Here is a 25,026-nt window from a genome sequence, read left to right as displayed (position 1 = left end):
ATTCACATTCTAAGTTATTCTGATAAGAAACTTGTGAGGAGGGAGGTAAAACCTATACTGCACACCACCAAGATCCTTTCAGGATGACAAAAAGAGAATGAATTAAACCCTGATAGGGGGTAGGGGAATGATTGTCGTTTCCTGATTTTCCACGGGGAAAAGCCACCTTCCCCGCTCAACAGAGACTACGCTTTTACATTTACATATCATGTTCAAACACTACCTTTACGCTTTACTTTTCACAGTTATTTTTCTTGGGGTGCAAACCTTGTCAACGGCGCAGACCCTTGACCCGAAGTATCCCCTGATTCCGTACCCCAGCTCCCTGACACCGCAGGAGGGAAGCTTCATCATTAACTCCAAAACAAAGCTAGTACTGCCCAAAGAAAGCATCTTTAAAAACGAGGCCGAGCAGCTGCAGTACCTGCTGTCTGGCAGCCTGGGCAAATCGCTGAAGCAGGCGAAGAAAGCATCCGCTAATACCATTGTTTTCCAGTACGACCAAAATATAAATGCCCCGGAAGGCTATCGCTTGAGCATCACGCCAAAGCAGGTAACGCTGGCGGCGAAAGAGCCGGCGGGCATGTTCCGGGCCGTGCAGACGCTGCGGCAGCTCCTGCCTGTAAGTATAGAGCAGGGATCAGCGCAGGCCCAGCTTGTGCTCCCGGCCCTGCAGATCCAGGATGAGCCGGCTTATACCTGGCGCGGGATGCACCTGGACGTGAGCCGCCACTTCTTCACCACCGATTACCTGAAGAAGTTCATCGACCTAATGGCGCTCTACAAGTTCAACAAGCTGCACCTGCACCTGACCGACGACCAGGGCTGGCGCATTGAGATCAAGAAATACCCGAAACTGACCGAGGAGGGCGCCTGGCGTACCTTCAACAACCACGACCGCGATGTGATCGCCCGCTCGAAGGAGAACCCGGATTTTGCTTTGGATGAGCGCCATATCGTGCAGAAAAACGGCCAGACCATGTATGGCGGCTTCTATACGCAGGAGGAGATGAAGGACATCATCGCCTATGCTGCTGCCCGCCACATCGAGATCATCCCCGAAATCGACATGCCTGGCCATATGAAGGCCGCCATTGATGCCTATCCGTTCCTGACCTGCGGCGAAGCGGGCTGGGGCGAGACGTTCTCTGTGCCGATTTGCCCGTGCAAGGAGAGCACCTATGAGTTTGCCGAGAATGTGTTCAACGAGATCATTGAGCTGTTCCCGAGCCAGTACATCCACCTGGGGGCCGACGAAGTTGAGAAAACCACTTGGGCCAACTCCGCAGGCTGCCAGGAACTCATGAAGCGCGAGGGGCTGAAGAGCGTGGAGGAGCTGCAGAGCTACTTCATCCACCGCATGCAGAAGTTCTTCCACTCCAAGGGCAAGACGCTGATTGGTTGGGATGAGATGCTGGAGGGTGGTATCAACTCGGACGCGGTGGTGATGTTCTGGCGCACCTGGGCTCCCAATGCCCCGCTGCACGCTGCCCGGAACGGCAACAAGGTGATCATGACGCCCAACAGCCCGCTATACTTCGACGGGATACCCGATAAGAAGTCGGTATATAACGTGTACCATTTTAACGTGGTGCCGAAGGGGCTGAACGCCGAGGAAGCCAAAGCCATACTTGGGGCACAGGCCAATATCTGGACCGAGTACATCCCTTCCGAGAACCGGGCCGAGTACATGTACATGCCCCGCATGACGGCGCTGGCCGAGGTGGTTTGGTCCGACAAGCGCGACTACGATTCTTACCTGCAGCGCCTGCAAAAGCACTACAAACGCCTCGACGCGCTGGACGTAAATTACCGACTGCCCGACCTGGAAGGCTTCCTGGACGTGAATGTGTTCACCGATAAGGCCACGCTGGACGTTCCAAAGCCACTCGACAACCTGATCATTCGCTACACCACCGACGGCAGCCAGCCCACTACCTCCTCTAAGGTATTGGACAAGCCGCTGACTATCACTGAAACCACCACGTTCAAGATAGCGGCCTTTACGCCGGAAGGCTTGAAAGGGGATACCTATACCACTACGTATGAAAAGCAGACCTATGCCAAGGCAATAGCAGCTAAAAGTACAAAGCCAGGCCTGCAGGCGACCTACTACAAGGCTTCCTTCAAAAATACAGGAGGTATGGCCAAGGCCACGCCAACAGGTGTGGCAGAGGTAGCGCAGCTGCAGGTTCCACGTGAGGCGGAAGCACCGAGCTTTGGCGTGCAGTTCAGAAGCTACCTGGAGGTGCCGGAAACAGGTATTTATACATTCCACTTCACCTGCGACGACGGCGGTGTGCTGCGCATTGCCGATCGGCTGGTAGTGGACAACGACGGCCTGCACCCACCACAGGAGAAAATCGGTCAGGTGGCGCTGGAGAAAGGCCTGCAGCCATTTGCGCTGGACTTTATTGAAGGTGGCGGCGGCTATACCCTAAAGCTTCTCTACAGCAAAGACGGCGGAGAGCCGCAGCCCATTCCGGCCAGCTGGTTTAAGTATGCGCCGGCTGTGCAGTAGTTGCTTTTGAATCCCACTTTAGCTCTTTCTGATTTCCAATCCGAAAGTAGATAGCCGCGGATTTGTAATCCGCAAGAGCAAAGGCTTTAGCTACTGGCAAGCAGGCGGGGTGCAAATCCGCAGTTAGCTGAGTTCCGGATTACAAATCCGGAACAGCATACTAAAAACTCAAGTATAAATTCTGCTTTAGCGTCTCTCTTAGACTTCGACTGTCAGGAGAGACGCTTTTATACCCCCTTTATGATGAAGCATTACCTCACCCTGTGCCTGGTACTTTTGGCTGTACTGGCTGCACAGGCAGAAGATAACCCTTCCGCGAAAGCGAAGCGAAAGGCTAAAGCGGCCTCTCCGTTTGCTGGACTGGAGCATCTGTTTACAGAACCGAAACATTACGTGACCCACTTCACCAGCAAGGCTCCGAGTATAGACGGTCACCTGAACGACGAAGTATGGCAACACGCTACCTGGACGGACTTGTTCACTGACATAGAGGGCGATAAAAGGCCGGAGCCAACGTACCCGACCCGCGTGAAAATGGCTTGGGATAATGAGTATTTATACATTGCCGCCGAGATGAAGGAGCCGCATGTGTGGGCTAACCTGACGCAGCACGACGAGGTGGTGTACTACGACAATGACTTTGAAGTATTCCTCGACCCGGACAACGACACCCACCAATACTTTGAGGTGGAGGTGAACGCGCTCAACACCATCTTCGACCTGTTCCTCTCCAAGCCTTACCGCAACAACAACGGTGCCCTCATCGGCTGGGACTTGCATGGGCTGAAGTCTGCGGTGCAGGTGCAAGGTACACTCAATGATCCGACCGATACCGATGAGGGTTGGACGGTGGAAATGGCGATTCCTTTCCGATCTGTTACGGTCGGAAATGTCACGCGTGTTCCAGACGAAGGCACCCTGTGGCGCATCAATTTCTCGCGGGTACAGTGGGATGTGGATGTGGTAGACGGCAAGTACGTGAAGCGCAAAGGCGAGGACGGCAAACCGCTGCCGGAGTATAACTGGGTGTGGTCACCGCAAGGGGTGATTAACATGCACCTGCCGGAGCGCTGGGGCTATTTATACTTTAGCCAGCAACCTGTGGGGGAGCAGAGCATCAACTTTACCATGCCTTACGCTGAGAAGCAAAAGCAGTACCTGTGGCTGGTGTATTACCGGCAGAAAGCGTATTTTGGGAAGCATGGCCGCTACAGTAAATCCTTAAAAGAGCTGGGCCTGAAGAAAGGCAGGGTGGAAGTAGAAGGGCAGGAGAACCAACTGAAACTGGAGGCGGGCACGCTGCAGTTTATGGCCGCCATACACGGGCCAGACGGCAAAGTATGGAGCATCAACGAAAACGGATTTGTACACACGATAAAAGGCTTACAATGAAAACAAGAAGATCCTTCCTGAAGGCCGGGGCGCTAGCCGGCCTGGCCGCAAGTATACCTGCGCCCGCTCTTGCCGAACTCACCGCAGCACCAGGGGCTAAAAAGAACCGGCCCAGGCACTGGGTGTGGGTAAGGCCCAACAAAGCCGATAAAGAGGCCGATCTGCAGCAGCAGTACAAACGCTTCTACGAAGCAGGTATCCGGGGGATCTTCTTTGAAGCCGACAGCGAGAAGCATTTCCGTGCAGCCAAGGCCAACAAACTGGAGGCGCACCGCTGGATGTGGACCATGAACCGGGGCGAAAAAGAGTTGCTGCAGAAGCACCCGGAGTGGTATGCCCAAAACCGTAAAGGTGAGTCGTGTGCCGATAAGCCACCGTATGTGGGGTACTACCGCTGGCTGTGTCCTTCCCGTGAGGAGGTAAAGCAATACCTGGCCGAGGACGTGCGCAACATCCTCAGCAAAGATTATATCGACGGCATCCACCTGGACTATGTGCGCTTCTGCGACGTGATCCTGCCGGTGAACCTGTGGGAGAACTATGACATAGAGCAGACCAAGGAACTGCCAGAGTACGACTATTGCTACTGCGAGGTGTGCCGCAGCAAATTCAAAGCATGGCGCGGCAAGGCGATCGAGGAACTGGAATACCCGGAGGCCAGCCTGTCGTGGCGGCTGTACCGCTATAACGCCGTCAATAACATCGTGAACCACTTGGCCGAGATCGCCAAAGAAAATAAGAAACCGATTACCGCCGCCGTATTTCCAACGCCGGAAGTGGCCCGCCGCATCGTGCGCCAGGACTGGACCAACTGGAACCTGAACGCCGTGTACCCGATGATTTACCATGGCTTCTACAAAGAGGATGTGCGCTGGATCGGTGATGCCGTGACAGAAGGCGTACACTTCCTGAAGGGGAAATTCCCGCTCTACGCCGGCTTATACTTGCCTGACTTCAAAAGCAACGAAGAACTCCAGCAAGGTATAGAACTCGCCCTGGCAAACGGAGCCAAAGGCGTCTCAATCTTCGGCGAAGTGAACGAGCAGGTGCTGCAGGCGCTGGAACGCGCCTCGGCTTCGGTGAAGTCGTAGGAAAGTATAATGTAGAGCTGCCGATGGCAGCTCTACTTGTTTTAGGTGGTATTCCCTTTCCTGGCACAAGTCTGTAGACTTGTGTCTTGTTATTAGGTAGAGTTTGCAACTTTACTGACTCAAAGAACCATACTTTATACTTGTCTGAATCAGGATTTACGGGATTTTTGGATTGACAGGATTGCCGTGCCAGACCAACCACCCCTGCCCCTCCTTAGCTTTTCCGAGGGCCCCTACCCCCAGGAGGGGAGCCTGTCATTACTGCTGCTGAAGCATAAGTTTCATAGTTGTATCTATAGCGCGGACAGGTCGCGACCTGTCCCTACAAAGTATAAATCGCCCCTAACCCCTCCATGGAGGGGAATTCTCCGCAGTTGATTAACATCCCCCTGCCCCCTTCAAAGGGGGACTTGGTTCTAGTTGCAAAAGCCGTGGCTATCGAATCTGATCCCAGTCCTTGGGGTGAGCGCCTATGCGAGTTTTTCCGGTGGCGAGCGTGAGCGAGACATTGCGACGTAGGAGCAAAGGAAAAGCTCCCAGCGCGATGCCCGAGGACGAGGCCTCCCGGCCTGGAGGGAGACAAAGAATGAATTGAAACAAGCAGCTTGTAAAGCTGAGGATCAGCAGGAGCTAGTAAGGATAGCTTGGCTCCAATTGCAGGAAGCGGTTGCTCGGGAAGTCTGGCTTTTCAAGCCACTCGGATTACAAATCCGAGAGTATAGTAAGAGACGGGCTGCAAGCCCGCGCCAGCGAAAATCAGAACAGTGGCAAGTGTTATAATAAGTATTATAAAGTATAGCTAAGGTAAAAATTGCTTTTGCAAGTATAGACCCAAAGTTATTCCTGCCTTCAAGAGGTTTAAAAATGGGTTTCCACTTGATAACAGGAGTGAGCCGCAGCCTAAGTATAAACCAAAAAAGAAAGCCCTCTGTAGCAGCAACTACAGAGGGCTTATACTTTAGGAGCGGATCATGCTACTCAACAGGCTCGGATCTTGGACGGTCAGCCTTGGCTACGCCCCAGGTAGCGCTTGGCGTGCTGCCCATCTCGAACACCAGTTTACCGCCTTTCATCAGGTCCTTGTGCAGGATGTAGGATTTGGAGTATGGCTCTCCGTTAAGCGTAACGCTTTGGATATACTTGTTCGTCTTGCTGTTGTTATTGGCCACGACCTCCAGCACGTTTCCGTTTGGCAAAGAAAGTGTTGCCTGCTTTACAGCCGGGCTGCCGAATACGTAAGCACCGTTAGCCGGGTTCTGCGGGTAAAAGCCCAGGGTAGAGAGAATATACCAGGCCGACATTTGGCCCACGTCCTCGTTACCGATCAGGCCATCTGCCTTATCGGTATACATGTTGTCCACAATGAAGCGTACTTTCTCGGCTGTTTTCCAAGGCTGCCCCACGTAGGCATACATATAGGTAATGTGGTGGCTCGGTTCGTTGCCATGCGCGTACTGGCCGATCAGGCCGGTGATGTCGTTGGAGGCTTCTTCGCCCATGTCGCCCTCCGCTACAAACAGCGAGTCGAGTTTCTGCGCAAAGGCTTCCTCGCCGCCCATCAGGCTGATCAGGCCTTCCACATCCTGTGGCACCAGCCAGGTATACTGCCAGGAGTTCCCCTCGGCGTAGTCGTCCTTGCGGTGCTCGGACTTGAACGGGTCGAACGGCGTGCGCCACTCGTTTTGAGAGATGCGGCCACGCATAAAGCGGGTTTCTTTGTCGAAGTAGTTCTCATAGTAGCGGCCGCGCTTGCTGAAGTACTCGTAATCCTCCTGCTTGCCCATTTTCTTGGCTACCTGCGCAATGCTCCAGTCGGCAATGGCATATTCTAGTCCCTTGGCTACACTTTCCACTTCTTCATCGGCAGGTATAAAGCCCTGCTTCTTCACGTAGGGAAGGCCAAACTCATCGCCCATGGCAGTAGCTTTCATTGCCTCGAAGGCCAGCTCATGGTCAAATCCGTCGAAACCTTTCAGGATGGCGTCGGCTACCACCGGTACGCTGCCATAGCCCACCATGGTGTTCGTTTCGTTGCCCATCAGGTGCCACACGGGCAGCTTGCCCTGCTGCTGGTAAATAGCCAACATGGAGTTGATCATGTCGTTCACGCGCTCGGTCTGCAAGATAGTATACAGCGGATGCGCCGCGCGGTAGGTATCCCAAAGGGAGAAAGTGGTAAGGTTGGTGAAGTCAGCCTTCTCGTATACTTTCTTGTCCGTGCCACGGTAGTCGCCGTTGTGGTCGTTAAAGATGGATGGAGCGATCAGGGTGTGGTAAAGAGCAGTGTAGAAGGTGCGCATTTGCGCCGAGTCCAGTGCCTCGATGCGTACTTTCTGCAGCTCGCGGTTCCACGCGGCATCGGCATCGGCCACTACTTTCCCGAAGTCCCAGTGCGGCACCTCGGCCTGGATGTTGGCTAGCGCATTCTCCGCGCTCACCGGCGAGATACCCACTTTCAGCTTTACTTTTTCGCCTTCCTGCGTTTTGAAATGCGCCACCCCTTTGATCATGCGGCCTTTGGAGGCCGGAACCGGGGAAGAGGCAGCTGTGTCCACTACCTGGAAGCTCTCAAACTTCTCGATCGGCTTGGAGAACACAGCGGTGAAGTATACGCGCTGGTCGTTAGCCCAACCTTTGGAGAAGCGGTAACCGGCCAGCGTGCTGTCGTTCACTTGTTCGATAAAGGTCTCGGTAGGAGAGTCCCAGCCGATGCCTTCTTTCAGGTCGATGATGATGCTTGCCTCGTCAGACTTCGGGAACGTGTACTGGTGGAAGCCCACGCGCTCGGTAGCCGTCAGTTCGGCTCCGATGTTGTAGCGCTTCAGTTTTACCGCGTAGTAGCCCGGTTTTACCGTCTCGTCGTCGTGGGAGAAGAGGGAATAGTAGCCGCTTTTCGGGTCTTTGATGCTTCCTTTCACCAGCTGCACCTGGCCCGTTACGGGCATCACCGAGATGTCGCCCAGATCGCCGATGCCGGTACCGCTTAGGTGCGTGTGGGCAAAGCCAACAATGGTAGAGTCGGAGTAGTGGTAGCCGGAGCACCAGTCCCAGCCCTGGGTAATATTGGTAGGGCCGAGCTGCACCGCGCCAAACGGTACGTTAGCGCCCACAAACACGTGCCCGTGATAACTGGAGCCAATGTAGGGGTCTACGTAGTCGGTAAGCGATACGGTGTTGGGGTTACTATCTTGCTGGTTGGAGGTGGTACAGGAGGCTGAAAGGCATGCCAGGACCACGAAGGAAGCTTTTAGCTTAGATAAAGCTTTTAGGAACATGAATTTTTGCTATGGTTTTAAGATGGTTGCAGCGGTCGTAACGTATACTTGCCGGATCCGCCAGCCTAAAAATAAGTATAATTCTGGAAGGGCGACGCGAATGGCCTAAAAAAGGCAGACCTCATCGCTAATGTATGAGGTCTGCACTGGTTTTACTCTTATTTCTCTGTTACTCTACTATTATCTCATCGGCAAAGAGCCAGGCCTTGCGTTTGTTCTCCTCTGAGCCGGGCATCGGGTTCTTGGCAGTTACCTTGATGTAGCGTACTTTCTTACTCGGTACCTCTGCCGTCACCACTTCCTTGAACACACCCGGCTTGTCTGATAGCTCCGTAATCACTTTCACGGTTTTATACTTCTTCCCGTTTTTTGACACGGCGAACTCTACCTGGGCTGGCAGCTGAATGCCATCGTTCTTGGTTTGCAGGAAGGAACTGCTGATGCGGTTGATGGACTTTTTCTCCTTCAGATCGATCACGGCCTCGAAATCATCGCCCAGAAAGCCCAGCCACTGGCCGTTGGTGAAGCTGTTGCTGGCCAACTGACCGTCTACCAGCGTCAGGCCGCCGGCGGCCGTATAGTTTCGGTGTGGCGCGTTCGTAAGTTCTACAGCATGTGCAAAGGCCTTGTGCTGGTTCAGGTCACGGCTGCTTACCTTGCCCAGCTGCTTGCCATTCTCATCAAAAGAAGCCGCTTTTATAGTAGCTGTTTTAGCAAGCTGGAATGGTGCGCCGTACGCCTGCGATGCGGTTGTAGGCTCTGAGCCGTCCAGGGTGTAATAGATTTTCGGACCTTTTGCGTCTGTTGCCAGCGTAACGGTGGCCGCAGCCTGCGTAGGGTCCACGGCAATGTTTTGCTTCACGTTGAAGGTGCTGCGCGCATAGTTCACGCCCATGTGGTCGAAGCGCTTGTACTGCTGCTGCATGCGTGTCCGGAAGTCATCCCAGTCTTTCTTGGCTGCCGGTGTCCAAAGCACTTCCGAAAGGGCCGAAATGCGAGGGAAAACCATGTACTCCACGTGCTCGGTATTCGGAATATATTCGGTCCACACGTTGGCCTGCGCGCCCAGAATATACTTTTTCTCTTCTGCAGATAGCTCGGCTGGCGTAGGCTCAAAGGAGTATACTTTCTCCAGCGTTGTCAGGCCGCCGATGGCCGTTGGCTCCAAGCTAGGCTCGCCCTGGTAGTGGTCGAAGTATACGTGCGATCCTGGCGTCATCACCACGTAATGGTGCTGCTTGGCTGCCTCAATACCGCCCTCGGTGCCTCTCCACGACATCACGTAAGCGTTCGGGGCCAGTCCGCCTTCCAGAATTTCGTCCCAGCCGATGATGGTGCGGCCCTTGGCGTTGAGGAATTTCTCCATGCGCTGGATAAAGTAACTCTGCAGCTCGTGCTCATCTTTCAGGCCTTCGTCAGCGATGCGCTTCTGGCACTTAGGGCACTCTTTCCAACGGGTTTTCGGGGCCTCATCGCCACCGATGTGCACGATCTTGCTCGGGAACAGGGCCAGTACCTCGGTCATCACGTCTTCCAGGAAAGTGAAGGTTTCTTCGTTGCCGGCGCAGAAAATATCATCGAACACGCCCCATTTCTTCTCTACCTCAAACGGGCCGCCGGTGCAGGAAAGGTGCGGATAAGTGGCGAGTGCCGCTAGTGCATGACCCGGCATCTCAATCTCCGGCACTACGGTGATATAACGCTCCTGCGCATACTTCACCACGTCTTTGATCTGCTCCTGAGTATAGAAGCCCCCGTGGCGCTCGTTGCTGAACTGGTGCGGCTGGTCGCTGTAGTGCCCGATCAGGGTGCCATCGCGCCAGGCGCCGACTTTTGTCAGTTCCGGATATTTCTTGATCTCGATGCGCCAACCCTGGTCCTCGGTCAGGTGCCAGTGGAAGGTGTTGAGTTTGTGCATGGCCAGGTAATCGATATATTCCTTCACGAACTCCACCGGCATGAAGTGGCGGGCCACATCCAGGTGCATGCCGCGCCACTGGTAGCGGGGCTTATCCACTACCTCCAAGGCAGGGATGCTAACAGGAGCGGCGGTTGGCTGTGCCGGCAAAAGCTGGCGCACAGTCTGCGTGCCCAGGAAAAGGCCCTGCGGCTCCTTGGCGGCAAGTGTAATGCTGTTGGAAGTTACGTTTAACGTATAGCCCTCCTGGCCAAGTGTGTCCACCGGCGTGTTAAGCGTTAACTGCAGGTAGTTGCTGCTACCCTTGGTTGGAGCTTTCTGCTCTACCTTCGGCTGCACGCCAGTCATCTCCTTTATGTTTTGGGCCAGATACTCGCCTATTTTGCGGAGCTCCTCGTTTTTCGGGTCCACAAAGATCTTTGTATCCTTACCTAGGGCGAAGCTGCCGCTCTGCTGGGTAAGCTTTACAGGCTTCGGAATGATGGAGATGGTTTGCTGCTGCGCCGTAGTAGCCTGGGCAAAGGCAGCCGGTGGGCTGAACAGGAGCCCCGACACAACGCAGGCAGACGTAGCAAGGGCGGCAATCGTACTTTTAAAATGCATGTTATAAAGGGTTATCTGATGAGTATTTTTTTTCGCAATTCTAAGGGCTGCTTCCTTTTCCTGTAAAACTGTGTTATCGAACACAAATTATCTGAAGCTGCATAAATTTAGTATATATTTCCAAAAATATTCCGTTTTTGTTGGCCCAGGATTATGTAATACTTAAATTAAAGAATTAATCCTCTAAAATACCACAGCAGGTACTAAAACAGAACGAAAGGTATAAATCGGAGGGGAGGGGCGGCGGCAAATTGGCTTGCCGGTATTTGCCCGTTACAGCGCGGCAGGGGCGAGGGGGAGAACAGGCGCAGCGTATCACCGGCAGCAGTTACCAGGATGGGTTTCTATTTCTCAACATACTAACAATTTATGCAAGCAGCTAAAAAGAACAGGTATTTTCTGCCTTTTATTCTTATCACCTCGCTGTTCTTCCTGTGGGGGTTTGCCCACAACCTCAACCCCATCCTTATCCCGCACCTAAAAAAGGCCTGCCAGTTGAGTGATGTGCAATCGGCATTCATCGACTCTGCCTTTTTTATCGCCTACTTCCTGATGGCGCTGCCCGCCGGCTACTTCATGAAGCGTTTCGGGTACAAGAGCGGGATCATACTTGGGCTGGTGCTTTTTGCGATCGGCGCCTTCCTGTTTTACCCGGCTGCAGAGCTTAGAATGTTCGGCTTCTTTTTAGGAGCGCTCTTTGTAATTGCCAGCGGGTTGACCTTTCTGGAGACGGCCGCCAACCCTTACGTTAACGCGCTGGGGGAGGAGGAAAACGCTACACAGCGGCTGAACTTCGCACAATCGTTTAACGGGCTTGCCGCCACGCTCGCGCCGCTGCTTGGCGGCATCTTTATACTTTCCGGCACCTCCTACACCGAAGCAGAACTGGCTGCCATGCCGGCTAGTCAGGTAACGGCCTACCTCAACCTGGAAGCCTCGAGCGTGCAAGTGCCCTACCTGGTGATTGGCGTGGTGGTGTTGCTGGTGGCCCTGTTGCTCTGGCGTGTGCCGCTCCCGGAGATTAAAGAGGAGGAAGCTGCTATAGAAGCTGTAAGCGGGGAAAGTATACTTCAGAAGCGTAACCTGATGCTGGGCGTGTTGACCCAGTTTTTCTACGTAGGGGCGCAGGTGTGCATTGCCAGCTTCTTTATCCGATTCTCGGGCAGTGCCGCGGGGGTGGATGAGAAAACAGCTGCCATGCTACTGGCCGTGGCGCTCTTCGGTTTTATGATCGGCCGCTTTGTAGGTACTTTTCTGATGCGCTTTATACTTCCGGCCCGGCTGCTGGCCATTTACGCTGTGCTCTGCTTCCTGCTCACGGTGGCAGCCGTGGCGGCTAGCGGCTATGTCTCCATCTATGCCCTGATTGGAGTAGAGTTCTTCATGTCGATCATGTTCCCGACTATTTTCTCGCTGAGTATACAGGGACTGGGTACTAAAACCAAGCAAGCGTCTTCCCTACTGATCATGTCGATTGTGGGAGGGGCGATCCTGCCCGTAGTAATGGGCGGTGTGTCGGACAGCTATAACATCCGGGTGGCCTACTTGGTGCCGGCGGTGTGCTTTTTGTTTGTTTTATACTTTGCCTACCGAAATATAGCTGTGAAGCAGAGAGAAGTAATTCTAGCGCATTAAGATGAAAAGATACGGATTAACCCTAGATTTAATAAATGACCCTACGCTCATATCAGAATATGAGGAGCATCACCGGCAAGTATGGCCGGAGATTCAGGCAAGTATAAAAGAAGCAGGCATACGGCACATGGAGATTTACAGGTGGGGCAACCGGCTGTTTATGGTCATGGAGACGGAGGATGATTTCAGCTTCGAAAGGAAAGCAGCCCTGGACGCCTCCAACCCCAAGGTGCAGGAGTGGGAAGAACTGATGTGGCAATACCAGCAGGCTTTGCCGGGTGTGGCAGCAGGGGAGAAGTGGCAGCTGATGGAGCGGATTTTTGCGCTGTGAGTAATCCCTCCCCAACCCTCCCCTAAGAACAGGGGAGGGAGCTCGGTTCAGTTGCATTAGCTCTTGCTATCGAACCTGAACCCAGTCCTTGGGTTGAGCGCCTATGTGAGTTTTTCCGGTGCCGCAGGCAGCCCGAGGTACGAGGGCAGGAAAAGCTCCCAGCGCGATGCCCGAGGACGAGCCCTCTCGGGCTTGAGAGCACCAAAGCCAGAAATGAAACAAGTTGGTTGTAAAGCCGTGGATGAACAGAAGCTAGTAAGGATAGCTTGGTTCAAGTTACAGCAAGCAGGGGCTAAGAGAGGCACAAGCGGACGCTTGCGCCAGTGAAAGTATAAAGTATAGCAGCAAGTATAAAACATGGCTCTTTGAGCCAGTTGGGTTGCAAACCCAACATCATAGCAGGGCACTAGTTGCAAACTCGCGCCAGCGAGAGGAATAGCAGTTGTGCCAGTAAGTATAAAATATGGCCGAAGTATAAAGTATAGTTCAAGTATAAAGTATGGCTTACGCGGATCTGGAGATCCGCAGCAGAAAGGTTCCGGACAGGGATGTCCGGAACAGCGCCAATAGCCAATGTATAAAGATAGCCAGTGCAAGTATGGCTCTTCGAGCCAGTCGAGCCAGAGACTTAACACCATAGTAGGACACAAGTCTGGAGACTTGCGCCAGTAAGAAACAAGAAATTGAAGTATCCTAAATGATACCAACAAACAAACAAACATACCTCCAGATCCACCCCAAAGACAACGTGCTGGTGGCCCTGCAGGACCAGGAAGCCGGTAGCCAGATCTACTTTTGCGGACAGGAGTTTACCTTAAAAAACACCGTGGCGGCCAAGCATAAGTTCACCATTACAGACATGGCTGCTGGCTCTGAAGTATACATGTACGGCGTGCTGGTGGGCAAAACCACCTGCGCCCTGCCAGCCGGGAGCCTACTGACCACCGAGAACCTGAAGCACGCGGCGGAGAGCTTTTCTCAGAAAGCTGGAGACTACGTGTGGCAGGCGCCGGACGTAAGCAAGTGGCAAGACCGCACCTTCAAGGGGTACCACCGCGCCGACGGACAGGTGGGCACGCGTAACTATTGGCTGGTGCTGCCGCTGGTCTTCTGCGAGAACCGCAACATCGAAACGCTCAAGCATGCTTTCCTCAAAGAGCTGGGCTATACGTCCACCAACAAGTATGAGGCACAGGTGCGGGAGTTGGCCGACCTGTACAGGCAAGGCAAAGACCTGCGGGACTATAAACTAGCGGAAGCCCCGGTTTATACTTCGCAGCAGCGGCTTTTCCCGAACGTGGACGGGGTGAAGTTTATCGTGCACGATGGGGGCTGCGGCGGCACCCGCGAGGATTCCGACAACTTGTGCGCCTTGCTGGCCGGCTACTGCGTGAACCCCAACGTGGCCGGCGTTACCGTGCTGAGCCTGGGTTGCCAGCATGCGCAGGTAAGCATCCTGCAGGAGAAGATCAAGGAGCGTGATCCGAATTTCGCTAAACCGCTGCTGATCTTTGAACAGCAGAAAGCCGCTTCCGAATCGGCCATGCTATCGGAGGCGATTCTGCAGACGTTTATAGGTATAGCAGGGGCCAACAGTATCGAGCGCCAGCCAGCCCCGCTGGACAAGCTGGTGGTGGGCGTGGAGTGCGGCGGTTCCGACGGATTCTCAGGTATCTCCGCTAACCCGGCCGTGGGTTATGCGGCTGATCTGATAGCGGCTTTGGGCGGAAAGGTGGTGCTGAGCGAGTTTCCGGAGCTATGCGGCGTGGAGCAGGAGCTGATCAACCGCTGTGCCGATGCGGAAACGGCCGACCGTTTTGTGAAGCTCATGCGTGACTATGCTGCCCGTGCCGAGGCCGTAGGCTCTGGTTTCGATATGAACCCTTCGCCGGGCAACATCCGCGACGGCCTGATCACCGATGCTATTAAATCAGCTGGGGCGGCTAAGAAAGGCGGTACCTCTCCGGTAGCCGATGTGCTGGGCTATGGGCAGTATGTGCGCCGCAGCGGCCTTACCCTTCTCTGCACGCCCGGCAACGACGTGGAAAGCACCACGGCTATGGCTGGCTCGGGCTGTAATATCCAACTTTTCACGACCGGCCTGGGCACGCCTACGGGCAATCCCGTTTCTCCGGTTGTAAAGATCTCCAGCAATACCAGCCTCGCCACCCGCCTGCCCGACATCATCGACCTGGATGCCGGGCCCGTTATCAGCGGGGAGAAAACAATTGAGGAGCTAGGCGAGGAGATGCTGGAGTATATCATCGGCCTGGCCAGCGGGGCGTACGACACCAAAGCCATGGAGCTGGGGCAGGACGACTTCATCTTCTGGAAGCGTGGGGTATCCCTTTAATGGCTGATTGTTGATTGTTCTCTTTTTCTGAAGCGGGCAGGGGCATTAAGTTTTAACGCAGTCTGTCATCTTGGAAGCGAGTAGCATTGGCTTGGCCTTCCTTCCACCAAGATCCTCTCAGGATGACAAAAAATATAGAACCGAACAGCACTACCCAAAGCAGGGGAAAGCACAAGAAAAAGTATAGGACATCAACCTAGGAATAACAACGAACAACTACTAACTAACAACGAATAACCATGTTCAAACTGACCGGAAAGAAAGCCGTGGTAACTGGTGGCGGAAGCGGCATCGGCAAGGCTATTTCCATTGTTTTTGCCCGCCAGGGCGCAGAGGTGCACGTGATAGAGTTGAGCCACGAAGCGGCCGCACAAACACTCTCTGAAATTGAAGCAAACGGCGGCAAAGCCTTTAGCCATACGTGTGATGTGAGCAATCAGAGCCAGGTAAAGGCGGTTTTCCAAAGTATAGGCCGGGTGGATATCTTAGTCAACAACGCGGGTATCGCGCATGTGGGCAACCTGGAGAACACTACCGAAGAGGACCTGGACCGCATTTACCAGGTAAATGTGAAAGGAGCCTATAACTGCCTGCAGGCGGCTGTGGCAAGTATGAAGCAGCACGGCGGCGGGGCCATACTTAACCTGGCGTCCATCGCTTCGCATGTGGGCTTACCCGACCGCTTTGCCTATACTATGAGCAAGGGCGCCATCCACGCGATGACTATGTCGGTAGCCAAAGATTACCTGGGTGCCAGCATCCGCTGCAACAGCATCTCGCCGGCACGCGTGCACACGCCTTTCGTAGACGGCTTTATCGCTAAGAACTATCCGGGGCAGGAAGAAGAGATGTTCGAAAAGCTCTCCAAAACGCAGCCCATCGGACGCATGGCCAAACCGGAGGAAGTAGCCGCACTGGCCCTATACCTGTGCTCCGACGAGGCCAGCTTCATCACCGGCTGCGACTACCCAATTGATGGTGGCTTTATCAGGCTGAATAATTAAATCAGCAAGAACGAAAACATTTGCTGGCGCGGGTTTGCAACCCGTGCCTCACTATAATGTCGGATTTGTAATCCGACTGGGCCGGAGGCCCATGCTATAGGCGGATACAAGCAAGGACGCTAGCGCCAGCAAGAGGAGCCAAAACTGCAGAATAGTTCCCCTTTGAAGGGGGCAGGGGGATGATAATCGTCCCCTTGTAACCAATTCATAATCTAAAATAAACCGCTCCGGCGCAAGCTGAGAGCTAAAGTATACTTACAAATATTGACATGAAATTAATCCGATTTGGTGAGCCGGGCCAGGAGAAAGCCGGCGTGATCCTGAACGATGTAAAATATGACGTATCTGCCTTTGGCGAGGACTACAACGAGCAATTCTTCCAGCGCGACGGGCTGGAGCGCCTGAAGGCCTACGTGCAGCAGAACGAAGGAAAGCTGCCACAAGTGGCGGAGGATGTTCGCCTGGGCTCGCCAATTGCCCGTCCGTCCAAGATCGTCTGCATCGGGTTGAACTACGCCGACCACGCCAAAGAGACAGGCGCTGCCATTCCGCAGGAGCCGATCGTGTTTTTCAAAGCTACCTCAGCGCTTTGCGGCCCGAACGATGATGTCATCATCCCACGGAATGCTGAGAAACTGGACTGGGAAGTGGAACTGGCCGTGATCATTGGCAAAAAGGCAAGCTATGTGTCGGAAGAAGAGGCGCTGGACTATGTGGCCGGTTATGCCCTGCACAACGACTACAGCGAGCGTGCCTTCCAGCTGGAGCGCGGCGGGCAATGGGTAAAAGGCAAAAGCAACGACACCTTCGCGCCGGTAGGTCCGTTCCTGGCCACGCCGGATGAGCTGGAGGATATAAATAACCTGCGCCTGTGGCTGACCGTGAACGGCGAAACCATGCAGGACGGCACCACCGCCAACCTCATCTTCAAAATCCCGTTCCTGATCTCCTACCTGAGCCAGTTTATGACCCTGCTGCCAGGCGATATGATTACCACAGGTACGCCAGCCGGCGTGGGTCTGGGCATGAACCCGCAGGTATACCTGAAGGCGGGTGACGTGGTGGAACTGGGCATCGACGGGCTGGGCTCCTCGAAGCAAACCGTGAGCGCCTATGCTTAAAATAGACGCGCACCAGCACTTCTGGAAATATAACCCCTGGCGCGAGAGCTGGATCACCGATGACATGGCGGTGATCCAGCGCGACTTCATGCCAGAGGATTTGCAGCCCTTGCTGCACCAGAACGGCTTCGACGGCTGTGTGCTGGTGCAGTCTTCGCAGCCCGAGGAGGAGAACGTGTTTCTGCTGGAGCAGGCCCAAAAGTATGATTTTGTGAAGGGCGTAGTCGGTTGGGTGGATTTCCTGGCCGAAGACGTGGAGGAGAAGCTGGCGTACTATAAGCAGTTCGAGAAGCTGAAAGGCTTCCGCTACATTCTGCAGGGCAACCCGGACCCGGCCATTATGCTGCGGCCGGAGTTCCTGCGCGGGGTGGGCAAGCTGGCCAAGTATGGCTATACCTACGATGTACTTATCTACCCCAACCAGCTCGACTACAGCAGAGAGTTCGTGGCCGCTTTCCCTGATCAGCCTTTCGTGATTGACCACCTGGCCAAGCCCGACATCCAAAACCAAAGTATAGCCGACTGGCGGCAAAGCATGAAAGCCTTTGGCAAGTATGAGAACGTGTGCTGCAAAGTATCCGGCATGGTCACGGAGGCCGACTGGCAGCACTGGAAAAAAGAGGATTTCCGGCCATACCTGGATACCATCGTGGAGACTTTCGGCACGAGCCGCCTGCTCTTCGGCTCCGACTGGCCGGTGTGCCTGGTGGCGGCAAGCTATGCCGAGATGTTGGGCATTGTGGAGGATTACTTCTCGGCTTTCTCCGAAGAGGAGCAGGCGGCCATTTTCGGCGGCAACGCGGCTACATTTTACAACCTGACATAAGTATGGATTTAGAACTCAAAGATAAAGTTATCATTGTAACAGGCGGGGCCAAAGGCATTGGCGAAGGCATTGTGAAGGTGCTGGCTGCCGAAGGCGCTATTCCTGTCATTATTGGCCGGAACAAGGAAGACAACCGGAAAACAGTGGTTGAGGTAGAGGCCGCCGGCGGACGTGCTTTTGAGGTGGTGGCCGAACTGACAGCGCCTGAAGCCTGTGCGCAGGCGGTGCAGGCGGTGCTGCAGAAGTATGGCCGCATCGACGGGCTTGTGAACAATGCTGGCGTGAACGATGGGGTAGGGCTGGAGAACGGCAGCTACGAGGCTTTTATGGCTTCGCTCCACAAGAACGTGGTGCATTATTACCTGATGGCGCACCATGCTTTGCCAGCGCTCAAAGAATTCAAAGGAGCGATTGTGAACATTGGCTCCAAAACCGCCGAAACCGGTCAGGGCGGAACCTCAGCTTATGCCGCTTCGAACGGCGCCCGCAATGCTTTTACCCGTGAGTGGGCGGTGGAACTGCTGCCTTATAGTATCAGAGTGAATGCCGTCATCGTAGCCGAAGCCTGGACCCCGCTCTATGCCTCCTGGATCAGTACATTCGAGGATCCGGGGGAGAAGTTAAAGTCCATTACGCAGAAAATTCCGCTGGAGCAACGTATGACCACCACCACCGAGATCGCTAACACCGTGGCTTTTCTGCTCTCCCCTAAATCCAGCCATACCACCGGCCAGTTGATACATGTAGATGGCGGCTATGTGCATTTGGACAGGGCTTTGTAGCCGGAAAGTATAAATCAGCGCGGCGCTTTATTCAGAATGTTGTATACTTGAAGGATAATTATGTTCACTATCAAGCAAAGTATAAAGGCACGTCAATTTTACCGCTCAACATGAAGAAAATCCTGCTGTTTCTCTTTACCCTTGCCACATTTACCGCCTCTGCCCAAACCGTTTTAGTTGAAAAAGTAACCGATCCGGTGGAATGGGTAAGTCCGCTGGTGGGCACCGACTCCAAACATAGCCTCTCCAACGGCAACACCTACCCGGCCATTGCCCTGCCCTGGGGCATGAACTTCTGGATGCCGCAGACGGGTAAAATGGGCGACGGCTGGGGCTATATGTACAGCGCCGACAAGATTCGTGGCTTTAAGCAGACGCACCAGCCCTCACCGTGGATGAACGACTACGGACAGTTTGCCATCATGCCGGTAACAGGCAAGTTGCGCTTCGACCAGGATAGCCGCGCCAGCTGGTTTTCGCACAAAGCCGAAGTGGCCAAGCCCTATTACTACAGCGTGTACCTGGCCGACCACGACGTGACGACCGAGATCACGCCGACCGAACGCGCGGCCCGCTTCCGCTTCACTTTTCCTCAAACTGACAGCGCTTTTGTGGTGGTGGATGCCTTTGATCAGGGCTCTTACGTGAAGGTGATCCCGAGTGAGAACAAAATTGTGGGCTACACCACCAAAAATAGTGGGGGCGTGCCCGAAAACTTCAAGAACTACTTTGTAATCGTTTTCGACAAGCCCTTTGCCTATACTCACACCTGGCGCGACAGCGTGCTGAGCAACAACCTGGAGCTGCAGGCCAACCACGTAGGGGCTGTCATCGGCTTTAAAACGAAGAAAGGCGAGCAGGTAAATGCTCGCGTGGCCTCTTCCTTCATCAGTCCGGAGCAGGCCGAGCTAAACCTGAAGGAAATAGGCAACGACAACTTTGAGACGGTAAAGACGAAAGGCAAAGACGCCTGGAACAAGCAGCTGAGCCGTGTGGCCGTGGAGGGTGGTACGCCGGAGCAAGTGCGTACCTTCTACTCCAACCTCTACCGCACGTTGCTGTTCCCGCGTAAGTTCTACGAGATTGATGCCAAGGGCCAGGTAATGCACTACAGCCCTTACAACGGCAAAGTGCTGCCCGGCTTCATGTATACCGACACCGGTTTCTGGGATACTTTCCGTGCCTTGTTCCCTTTCCTCAACCTGATGTACCCATCCATCAACGCGGAAATTCAGGAGGGACTGGCCAACACCTACAAAGAGGGCGGCTGGCTGCCGGAGTGGGCTAGCCCCGGCTACCGCAACGTGATGGTGGGTAACAACTCTGCCTCTGTTGTGGCCGATGCCTATCTAAAAGGCATTCGCGGGCAGGATATCAAGGCGCTTTACGAAGGGATGCTGAAAGGGGCCAATAACGAGGGGCCGCTAACAGCGGTTGGCCGTGCCGGCGCAGCTTATTACAACAAGCTGGGTTACGTGCCTTACGATGTGAAGATCAACGAGAACGCCGCTCGCACCCTGGAGTATGCCTATGATGACTTCGCCATTTACCAGCTGGCCAAAGCGCTGAAGCGCCCTAAAAAAGAAATCAAGCTTTACGCCAAGCGTGCCCTGAACTATCGCAACCTCTACGACCCATCTACTGGGTTGATGCGCGGCAAGAATCAGGATGGCACGTTTCAGAAGCCGTTCAACCCTTTTAAGTGGGGCGATGCTTTTACCGAGGGCAACAGCTGGCACTACAGCTGGTCGGTGTTCCACGATGTGCAGGGCCTGATCGATATGATGGGTGGCAAGGCTAACTTCACGACCAAGCTCGACTCTGTTTTCAGCCTGCCGCCGGTTTACGATGAGAGCTACTATGGTTTCGTGATCCACGAGATACGCGAGATGCAGATTGCCAACATGGGCCAGTACGCGCACGGCAACCAGCCCATCCAGCATATGATTTACCTCTACAATTATGCCGGCGAGCCCTGGAAGGCGCAGTACTGGGTGCGCGAGACGATGAACCGCATGTATACGGCGGCACCAGACGGTTACTGCGGCGACGAGGACAACGGCCAGACCTCGGCCTGGTATGTGTTCTCGGCATTGGGCTTTTATCCGGTAACCCCTGCCACCGACCAGTATGTGCTGGGGGCCCCGCTCTTCAGGAAAGCTACCCTGAAGCTGGAGAACGGCAAAGAAGTAGTGATCAATGCCCCACAGAACAGTGATGAAAATCGTTACATCCAAAGTATGCGCCTCAACGGCAAAGCCTACGACAAAAACTGGCTGAGCCACTCGGAGCTGATGAAGGGCGCAAGTATAGAGGCCGATATGGCTGCCACACCAAACAAAGAGCGCGGCACAAAAGAAGATGCTTTCCCGTATTCGATGTCGAGGGAGAAGTAGGGTTTAGAAAGAGGAGATAGTTTATACTTACAACTGGGTACTGCCATCCCTTTCCTATACTTAGGAGAGGGATGGCTTTTTACTGCCGGGCCCATCCATCCCAGCCCCTCTCCCGAAACGAGTACGGGCTTCAAGACTTATTCAAGGAGGGGAGCCTGTAACCGCTTTAGCCAAAGTATAAGTTTCACTGCAGCCGGTATCGCGCGGACAGGTCGCGACCTGTCCGCGCAAGAGCGAACCCACCCCCAGCCCCTCCGAGGAGGGGAATTATACTTGCCACACTCCCTGTCATCTAGAGCAGAGCGAGAGATCTATTGGGGATTCTAAAGAGATCTCTCCCAAAGGTCGAGATGACAGTAAACAGGAGCTATCGAATCTGATCCCAGTCTTTCCGTAGAGCGCCTTGTAGATTTCCGGTTTCGCTTCAGCGAAATTGCGGAGACCGCAGGTCAAGCAAAGGAAATGTACACAGCGCGATGCGGGAAGACGAGCCCTCCCGGGCTGGAGGGAGCCACAGCCAGAAATGAAACGATAGGTATGTGGGAACTAGAGGATCAGCTGTAGTTTGAAAGTATAGCTTGCCTCCAGTTGTGGGAAGCAGCGGCTAAGGAAGTATAGCCAAAGTATAAAGTATGGCTCTCCGAGCCAGGCGGGTTACAAACCAGACATCATAGCAGGGCACGGGTTGCAAACCCGCGCCAGCGATAGGTATGAAGTATAAACCAGCAAGTATAACCGTGTGGCTCACGTGGAAACGGAGATTCGCAGCAGAGGGGTTCCGGACACGGATGTCCGGAACAGCGGAAAACATTATGTGGCTGAAACCACGGACACCCTACTGATCCGCCTCGATGTAGTAATGCAAGTTCTCTTTCGTAATGATATCCAGCGGCAGGTACTTGATCGGGTTGTTCTTCTTCTTGAAGATCAGGTGGTCGGCCAGCCCCAGAATGCCCCAGTAGCCCTGGCCTTTCGGGTTCTGGTTGATCAGGAAATTGATCCGGTTCGTGTTCAGATGCGCCAGGTTCTCCTCGATCAGGTCGTAACCCACCAGGTCCACCTGCTGGAGCTTTCGCTGCGCCAGGTAATCGGCCATTACGAAGGCTTTGGAGTTGGTGACAAACACGCCCCTGATGTCGGGATTAGCCTTAAAGAGCTTGTCTAATTGCTGGGTAATGGTTTGCTGTGCGCTGCTCTGTACGTCGATCTGTATTGTATGGTACTTGCTCTCCAGTTCCTGTGTCACAAAGTAATCCACAAAACCCTGCTCCTTACTAATGAGGTGGGAGGAGTTGGCTACGTCTTCCTCGATGTGTGCCACTACAAAAGAACCCTTCTCCTTGCTTCCGTAATGCAGCAGCTTGGCAGCCAGAAAACCACTCTGGTAAGAGTCCTGGCCAATGTACATAAGGGGCTCATAGTTTGGAATGTGCGTGTTGAAGAGCACAAACGGAATGCCCTGACGCTTCCACTTGCTGAAGTAGGAGAGCGACTGGCGGTAAAACACCGGGGCCACCAATATGCCATCAAAAGACCTGGAGGCTACCTTGTCGGCTTCCTTCACAAAGGATTCCGCGTTAAAGGGATCGAAACAGAACTGGGTGACCCGCATGCCATACTGCTGCAACTCCTCCTCGGCTTTCTCAATGCCGGCTTTCGGGGCCTGCCAATAGTTGTCATGGGCCGGGTCAGGGATAAGGGCGGCAATATGGTAGATTTTGTTATTCACCAAGGCGCGGGCCAGGATATTGGGTTTGTAGTTAAGTTCCTCGGCAATTTTAAGCACCCGCTGGCGCACGTCTTCGGCCACCCTGCCGCGGTTATGAAGCACGCGGTCTACAGTTCCTGTTGATACGTTCGCCTTCTCAGCAATATCCTTAATCCTAACTACCTTGTTCAAGTTCTGTATCGTCTTAAATGATTGGTAAAATGTGCGGAGCTTTCCTATACCTTGGTTTATACGTTGGGTGTAAAAACGGACGCTCCGCCTGAAAACGCAAGGTTACCGCAAGTATAGAAAGCCCCCGCGGGTTTTCGCAATATATAAAGTTATACTAATATTTTATACAGAGGAAGCAAAAAGTGCAAAACCGCAGCATTCGGTACCGCTATCCAATCTATACTACAAAGGAGAAAATGAGGGGACTGTACAAAAAAAGCCCCGGCAACAAGTACCGGGGCCCTGGCTAAAGTATGCTTCAGCGTTAAGTATAACAGCCTGTTATATCTTGCGCTGTTAAAGTTTCACAACCACGTTGGTGGTACCACCGCCTGCCAATGACAGGTCTACCGGCGCGTTTTTCTCCCAGGCACCGGCCGTAAAGTCCGGCACGTCTATGGAGTTGGAGCGGTTGGCCACCGACCACTCGCTCAGCAGGCCCACAGCGGTCCAGGAGGCCGCGTCGTATACATCCTGGTCCAGAGGCAGGCCGTTGCGCAGGCAGTCGATCAGGCGCCAGTCCATCATAAAGTCCATGCCGCCGTGGCCGCCGATCTTCTTGGCCATCTCGCCGATCTTCTTCACGATCTCCGGAGTATACTGCTCTTCCAGGGCCTTCACTTCCTCCGGCTTCAGCCAGCCATGGCCTTTGGAGATCTTGGCCTCCGGCCATTTGCGCGCCATGCCTTTGGTGCCGCTCACCAGGTGGATGCGGGAGTAAGGACGCGGCGTAGTCACATCGTGCTGAATCATGATGGTGCGGCCTTTCTTGGTGCGGATGGTGGTGGTGTTCATGTTGCCACGATAGGTATCCTGCACAAACTCCTTGTAGAAAGCATCGCCCTCGGCGCGCTTCTGCGCCTCCTCATACATCTGGAAGTCGTCCGTCGATACCGAAGTGAGGTAATCCATCACGTCGCCGCGGTTCACGTTCATAACCTGGCAGATAGGGCCCAGGCCGTGGGTAGGGTACAGGCTGCCGTTGCGGGTCATGTTCTCGCGCAGGCGCCACATGTTCTGGTAACCATCCTTGTCGAAGTTCAGGTCCAGCAGCTGGTGGATGTAGGCACCCTCGCCGTGCACGATCTCGCCGAAGTAGCCCTGGCGGGCCATGTTCAGCGTCAGGATCTCAAAGAAGTCGTAGCAGCAGTTCTCCAGCATCATGCAGTGCTTTTTGGTGCGCTCCGATGTTTCCACCAGCTGCCAGCATTCTTCTATACTTGTAGCGGCAGGTACCTCCACAGCAGCGTGCTTGCCGTGCTCCATGGCGTAAACGGCCTGCGGGGTGTGCAGGTCCCATGGCGTGGTGATATAGATCAGGTCAAGGTCGTCCCGCTCGAACATTTCCTTCCAGGAGTCTTCCTTGCCGGAGTAGAGGGCAGGGTTGTGGGCAGTGCCGGTTCTTTCCTGCAGCTCCTTTTTTACTTTCTCCGCCCGCTCCGGGATCAGGTCGCAGAGTGCTTTTATCTCTACGCCCTCGATGTTGCTCATGCGGTACACGGCACCGGGCCCACGCATGCCCAGGCCTACGAAGCCGATGCGCACCTTGTCCAGCTTGGGGGCGCTGTAGCCGCTCATGTTAAACTGCTGCGTGTGCTTGCGTTTGGCCTGCTGCGCTATCTGGGCCAGGTTGGACTGCTGTTGCTCCTCGGTGGCGCCTGTGGCACAGCCTGCGAGCAAGCCTGTACCGGCGATGCTTATCCCAGCCAGACCGGAAAGCTTCAAGAATTCTCTGCGGTTACTACTCATGGTTTTATAGGTTAGAAGTTAAGCTGATGTTTCAATCAATATTTCTCTGGATCATCCGGCAAAGTATAAGCACCTGCCTGCGCCAGGTCA

General features: G+C 54.2%; 17 protein-coding genes. 11 read left to right on the top strand and 6 right to left on the bottom strand.

The window, feature by feature from the left end; translation table 11 throughout:
* The first annotated feature begins 208 nt into the window (after positions 1-208).
* The 3 genes from OH144_RS11580 (at position 209) to OH144_RS11570 (ending at position 5,004) form a co-directional block, all read left to right on the top strand.
* Positions 209-2,521 carry a family 20 glycosylhydrolase gene (locus OH144_RS11580; RefSeq protein WP_266202401.1) on the top strand — a complete coding sequence of 771 codons (2,313 nt, stop codon included), beginning with the start codon at positions 209-211 and terminating at the stop codon, positions 2,519-2,521.
* Positions 2,522-2,761: 240 nt separating this feature from the next.
* Entirely contained in the window at positions 2,762-3,913 is a 1,152-nt protein-coding gene (locus OH144_RS11575) for a carbohydrate-binding family 9-like protein (RefSeq protein WP_266202400.1), read from the top strand.
* Positions 3,910-5,004, top strand: a complete 1,095-nt coding sequence (locus OH144_RS11570) for a family 10 glycosylhydrolase (protein WP_266202399.1) — start codon at positions 3,910-3,912, stop codon at positions 5,002-5,004. The genes OH144_RS11575 and OH144_RS11570 overlap by 4 nt, the downstream gene beginning before the upstream one ends.
* Before the next feature lie 974 nt (positions 5,005-5,978).
* On the opposite strand, the gene OH144_RS11565 is transcribed toward OH144_RS11570, so the two are convergent.
* Together OH144_RS11565 and OH144_RS11560 are read right to left on the bottom strand one after the other, a co-directional pair.
* Positions 5,979-8,279, bottom strand: coding sequence for a GH92 family glycosyl hydrolase (locus OH144_RS11565; RefSeq protein WP_266202398.1), 2,301 nt, complete (start codon positions 8,277-8,279; stop codon positions 5,979-5,981).
* Between the two features lie 169 nt (positions 8,280-8,448).
* Positions 8,449-10,800 carry a glycoside hydrolase family 20 protein gene (locus OH144_RS11560; RefSeq protein WP_266202397.1) on the bottom strand — a complete coding sequence of 784 codons (2,352 nt, stop codon included), beginning with the start codon at positions 10,798-10,800 and terminating at the stop codon, positions 8,449-8,451.
* A 369-nt stretch (positions 10,801-11,169) separates the two neighbouring features.
* Here OH144_RS11560 and fucP point away from each other — a divergent pair, with 369 nt between their 5' ends.
* Together fucP and OH144_RS11550 are read left to right on the top strand one after the other, a co-directional pair.
* Entirely contained in the window at positions 11,170-12,435 is a 1,266-nt protein-coding gene (gene fucP, locus OH144_RS11555; protein WP_266202396.1) for an L-fucose:H+ symporter permease, read from the top strand.
* A gap of 1 nt (position 12,436) precedes the next feature.
* Positions 12,437-12,766, top strand: a complete 330-nt coding sequence (locus OH144_RS11550; protein WP_266202395.1) for an L-rhamnose mutarotase — start codon at positions 12,437-12,439, stop codon at positions 12,764-12,766.
* A gap of 406 nt (positions 12,767-13,172) precedes the next feature.
* Here OH144_RS11550 and OH144_RS11545 read toward each other — a convergent pair whose 3' ends face one another.
* Positions 13,173-13,340, bottom strand: coding sequence for a hypothetical protein (locus OH144_RS11545; RefSeq protein WP_266202394.1), 168 nt, complete (start codon positions 13,338-13,340; stop codon positions 13,173-13,175).
* Positions 13,341-13,463: 123 nt separating this feature from the next.
* Here OH144_RS11545 and OH144_RS11540 point away from each other — a divergent pair, with 123 nt between their 5' ends.
* From OH144_RS11540 to OH144_RS11515, 6 genes are all read left to right on the top strand, one after another.
* Positions 13,464-15,119, top strand: a complete 1,656-nt coding sequence (locus OH144_RS11540; protein WP_266202393.1) for a UxaA family hydrolase — start codon at positions 13,464-13,466, stop codon at positions 15,117-15,119.
* 239 nt (positions 15,120-15,358) lie between these two features.
* Positions 15,359-16,123 carry an SDR family NAD(P)-dependent oxidoreductase gene (locus OH144_RS11535; protein WP_266202392.1) on the top strand — a complete coding sequence of 255 codons (765 nt, stop codon included), beginning with the start codon at positions 15,359-15,361 and terminating at the stop codon, positions 16,121-16,123.
* A 269-nt stretch (positions 16,124-16,392) separates the two neighbouring features.
* Complete coding sequence (locus OH144_RS11530) at positions 16,393-17,244, top strand: fumarylacetoacetate hydrolase family protein (RefSeq protein WP_266202391.1); 852 nt, start codon at positions 16,393-16,395, stop codon at positions 17,242-17,244.
* Positions 17,237-18,070: an amidohydrolase family protein gene (locus OH144_RS11525; protein WP_266202390.1), complete on the top strand. Its 834-nt coding sequence runs from the start codon at positions 17,237-17,239 to the stop codon at positions 18,068-18,070. The genes OH144_RS11530 and OH144_RS11525 overlap by 8 nt, the downstream gene beginning before the upstream one ends.
* 2 nt (positions 18,071-18,072) lie before the next feature.
* A complete protein-coding gene (locus OH144_RS11520; RefSeq protein WP_266202389.1) occupies positions 18,073-18,852 on the top strand; it encodes an L-fucose dehydrogenase in 780 nt (259 codons plus the stop codon).
* A gap of 110 nt (positions 18,853-18,962) precedes the next feature.
* On the top strand, positions 18,963-21,248 hold the full coding sequence (locus OH144_RS11515; protein WP_266202388.1) for a GH92 family glycosyl hydrolase: 2,286 nt from the start codon (positions 18,963-18,965) through the stop codon (positions 21,246-21,248).
* A gap of 604 nt (positions 21,249-21,852) precedes the next feature.
* Here OH144_RS11515 and OH144_RS11510 read toward each other — a convergent pair.
* From OH144_RS11510 to OH144_RS11500, 3 genes are all read right to left on the bottom strand, one after another.
* Positions 21,853-22,059 carry a hypothetical protein gene (locus OH144_RS11510; RefSeq protein ID WP_266202387.1) on the bottom strand — a complete coding sequence of 69 codons (207 nt, stop codon included), beginning with the start codon at positions 22,057-22,059 and terminating at the stop codon, positions 21,853-21,855.
* A 24-nt stretch (positions 22,060-22,083) separates the two neighbouring features.
* Positions 22,084-23,148 carry a LacI family DNA-binding transcriptional regulator gene (locus OH144_RS11505; protein WP_266202386.1) on the bottom strand — a complete coding sequence of 355 codons (1,065 nt, stop codon included), beginning with the start codon at positions 23,146-23,148 and terminating at the stop codon, positions 22,084-22,086.
* Positions 23,149-23,484: 336 nt separating this feature from the next.
* Positions 23,485-24,936, bottom strand: coding sequence for a Gfo/Idh/MocA family protein (locus tag OH144_RS11500; protein ID WP_266202385.1), 1,452 nt, complete (start codon positions 24,934-24,936; stop codon positions 23,485-23,487).
* Positions 24,937-25,026: the final 90 nt, after the last annotated feature.

Origin of the sequence: Pontibacter kalidii (genome assembly GCF_026278245.1) — a bacterium.
GTDB lineage: Bacteria > Bacteroidota > Bacteroidia > Cytophagales > Hymenobacteraceae > Pontibacter > Pontibacter kalidii.
The sequence above is the reverse complement of the archived record's forward strand: the minus strand, read 5'-3'. Positions and strand labels throughout refer to the sequence as shown.

Coding starts and splice junctions, on each gene's coding strand:
- OH144_RS11530 (WP_266202391.1), top strand. CDS start 16,393: ATGAAATTAATCCGATTTGGTGAGCCGGGCCAGGAGAAAGCCGGCGTG.
- OH144_RS11565 (WP_266202398.1), bottom strand. CDS start 8,279: ATGTTCCTAAAAGCTTTATCTAAGCTAAAAGCTTCCTTCGTGGTCCTG.
- fucP (WP_266202396.1), top strand. CDS start 11,170: ATGCAAGCAGCTAAAAAGAACAGGTATTTTCTGCCTTTTATTCTTATC.
- OH144_RS11500 (WP_266202385.1), bottom strand. CDS start 24,936: ATGAGTAGTAACCGCAGAGAATTCTTGAAGCTTTCCGGTCTGGCTGGG.
- OH144_RS11550 (WP_266202395.1), top strand. CDS start 12,437: ATGAAAAGATACGGATTAACCCTAGATTTAATAAATGACCCTACGCTC.
- OH144_RS11520 (WP_266202389.1), top strand. CDS start 18,073: ATGGATTTAGAACTCAAAGATAAAGTTATCATTGTAACAGGCGGGGCC.
- OH144_RS11580 (WP_266202401.1), top strand. CDS start 209: ATGTTCAAACACTACCTTTACGCTTTACTTTTCACAGTTATTTTTCTT.
- OH144_RS11525 (WP_266202390.1), top strand. CDS start 17,237: ATGCTTAAAATAGACGCGCACCAGCACTTCTGGAAATATAACCCCTGG.
- OH144_RS11575 (WP_266202400.1), top strand. CDS start 2,762: ATGATGAAGCATTACCTCACCCTGTGCCTGGTACTTTTGGCTGTACTG.
- OH144_RS11560 (WP_266202397.1), bottom strand. CDS start 10,800: ATGCATTTTAAAAGTACGATTGCCGCCCTTGCTACGTCTGCCTGCGTT.
- OH144_RS11515 (WP_266202388.1), top strand. CDS start 18,963: ATGAAGAAAATCCTGCTGTTTCTCTTTACCCTTGCCACATTTACCGCC.
- OH144_RS11570 (WP_266202399.1), top strand. CDS start 3,910: ATGAAAACAAGAAGATCCTTCCTGAAGGCCGGGGCGCTAGCCGGCCTG.
- OH144_RS11540 (WP_266202393.1), top strand. CDS start 13,464: ATGATACCAACAAACAAACAAACATACCTCCAGATCCACCCCAAAGAC.
- OH144_RS11535 (WP_266202392.1), top strand. CDS start 15,359: ATGTTCAAACTGACCGGAAAGAAAGCCGTGGTAACTGGTGGCGGAAGC.
- OH144_RS11510 (WP_266202387.1), bottom strand. CDS start 22,059: ATGTTTTCCGCTGTTCCGGACATCCGTGTCCGGAACCCCTCTGCTGCG.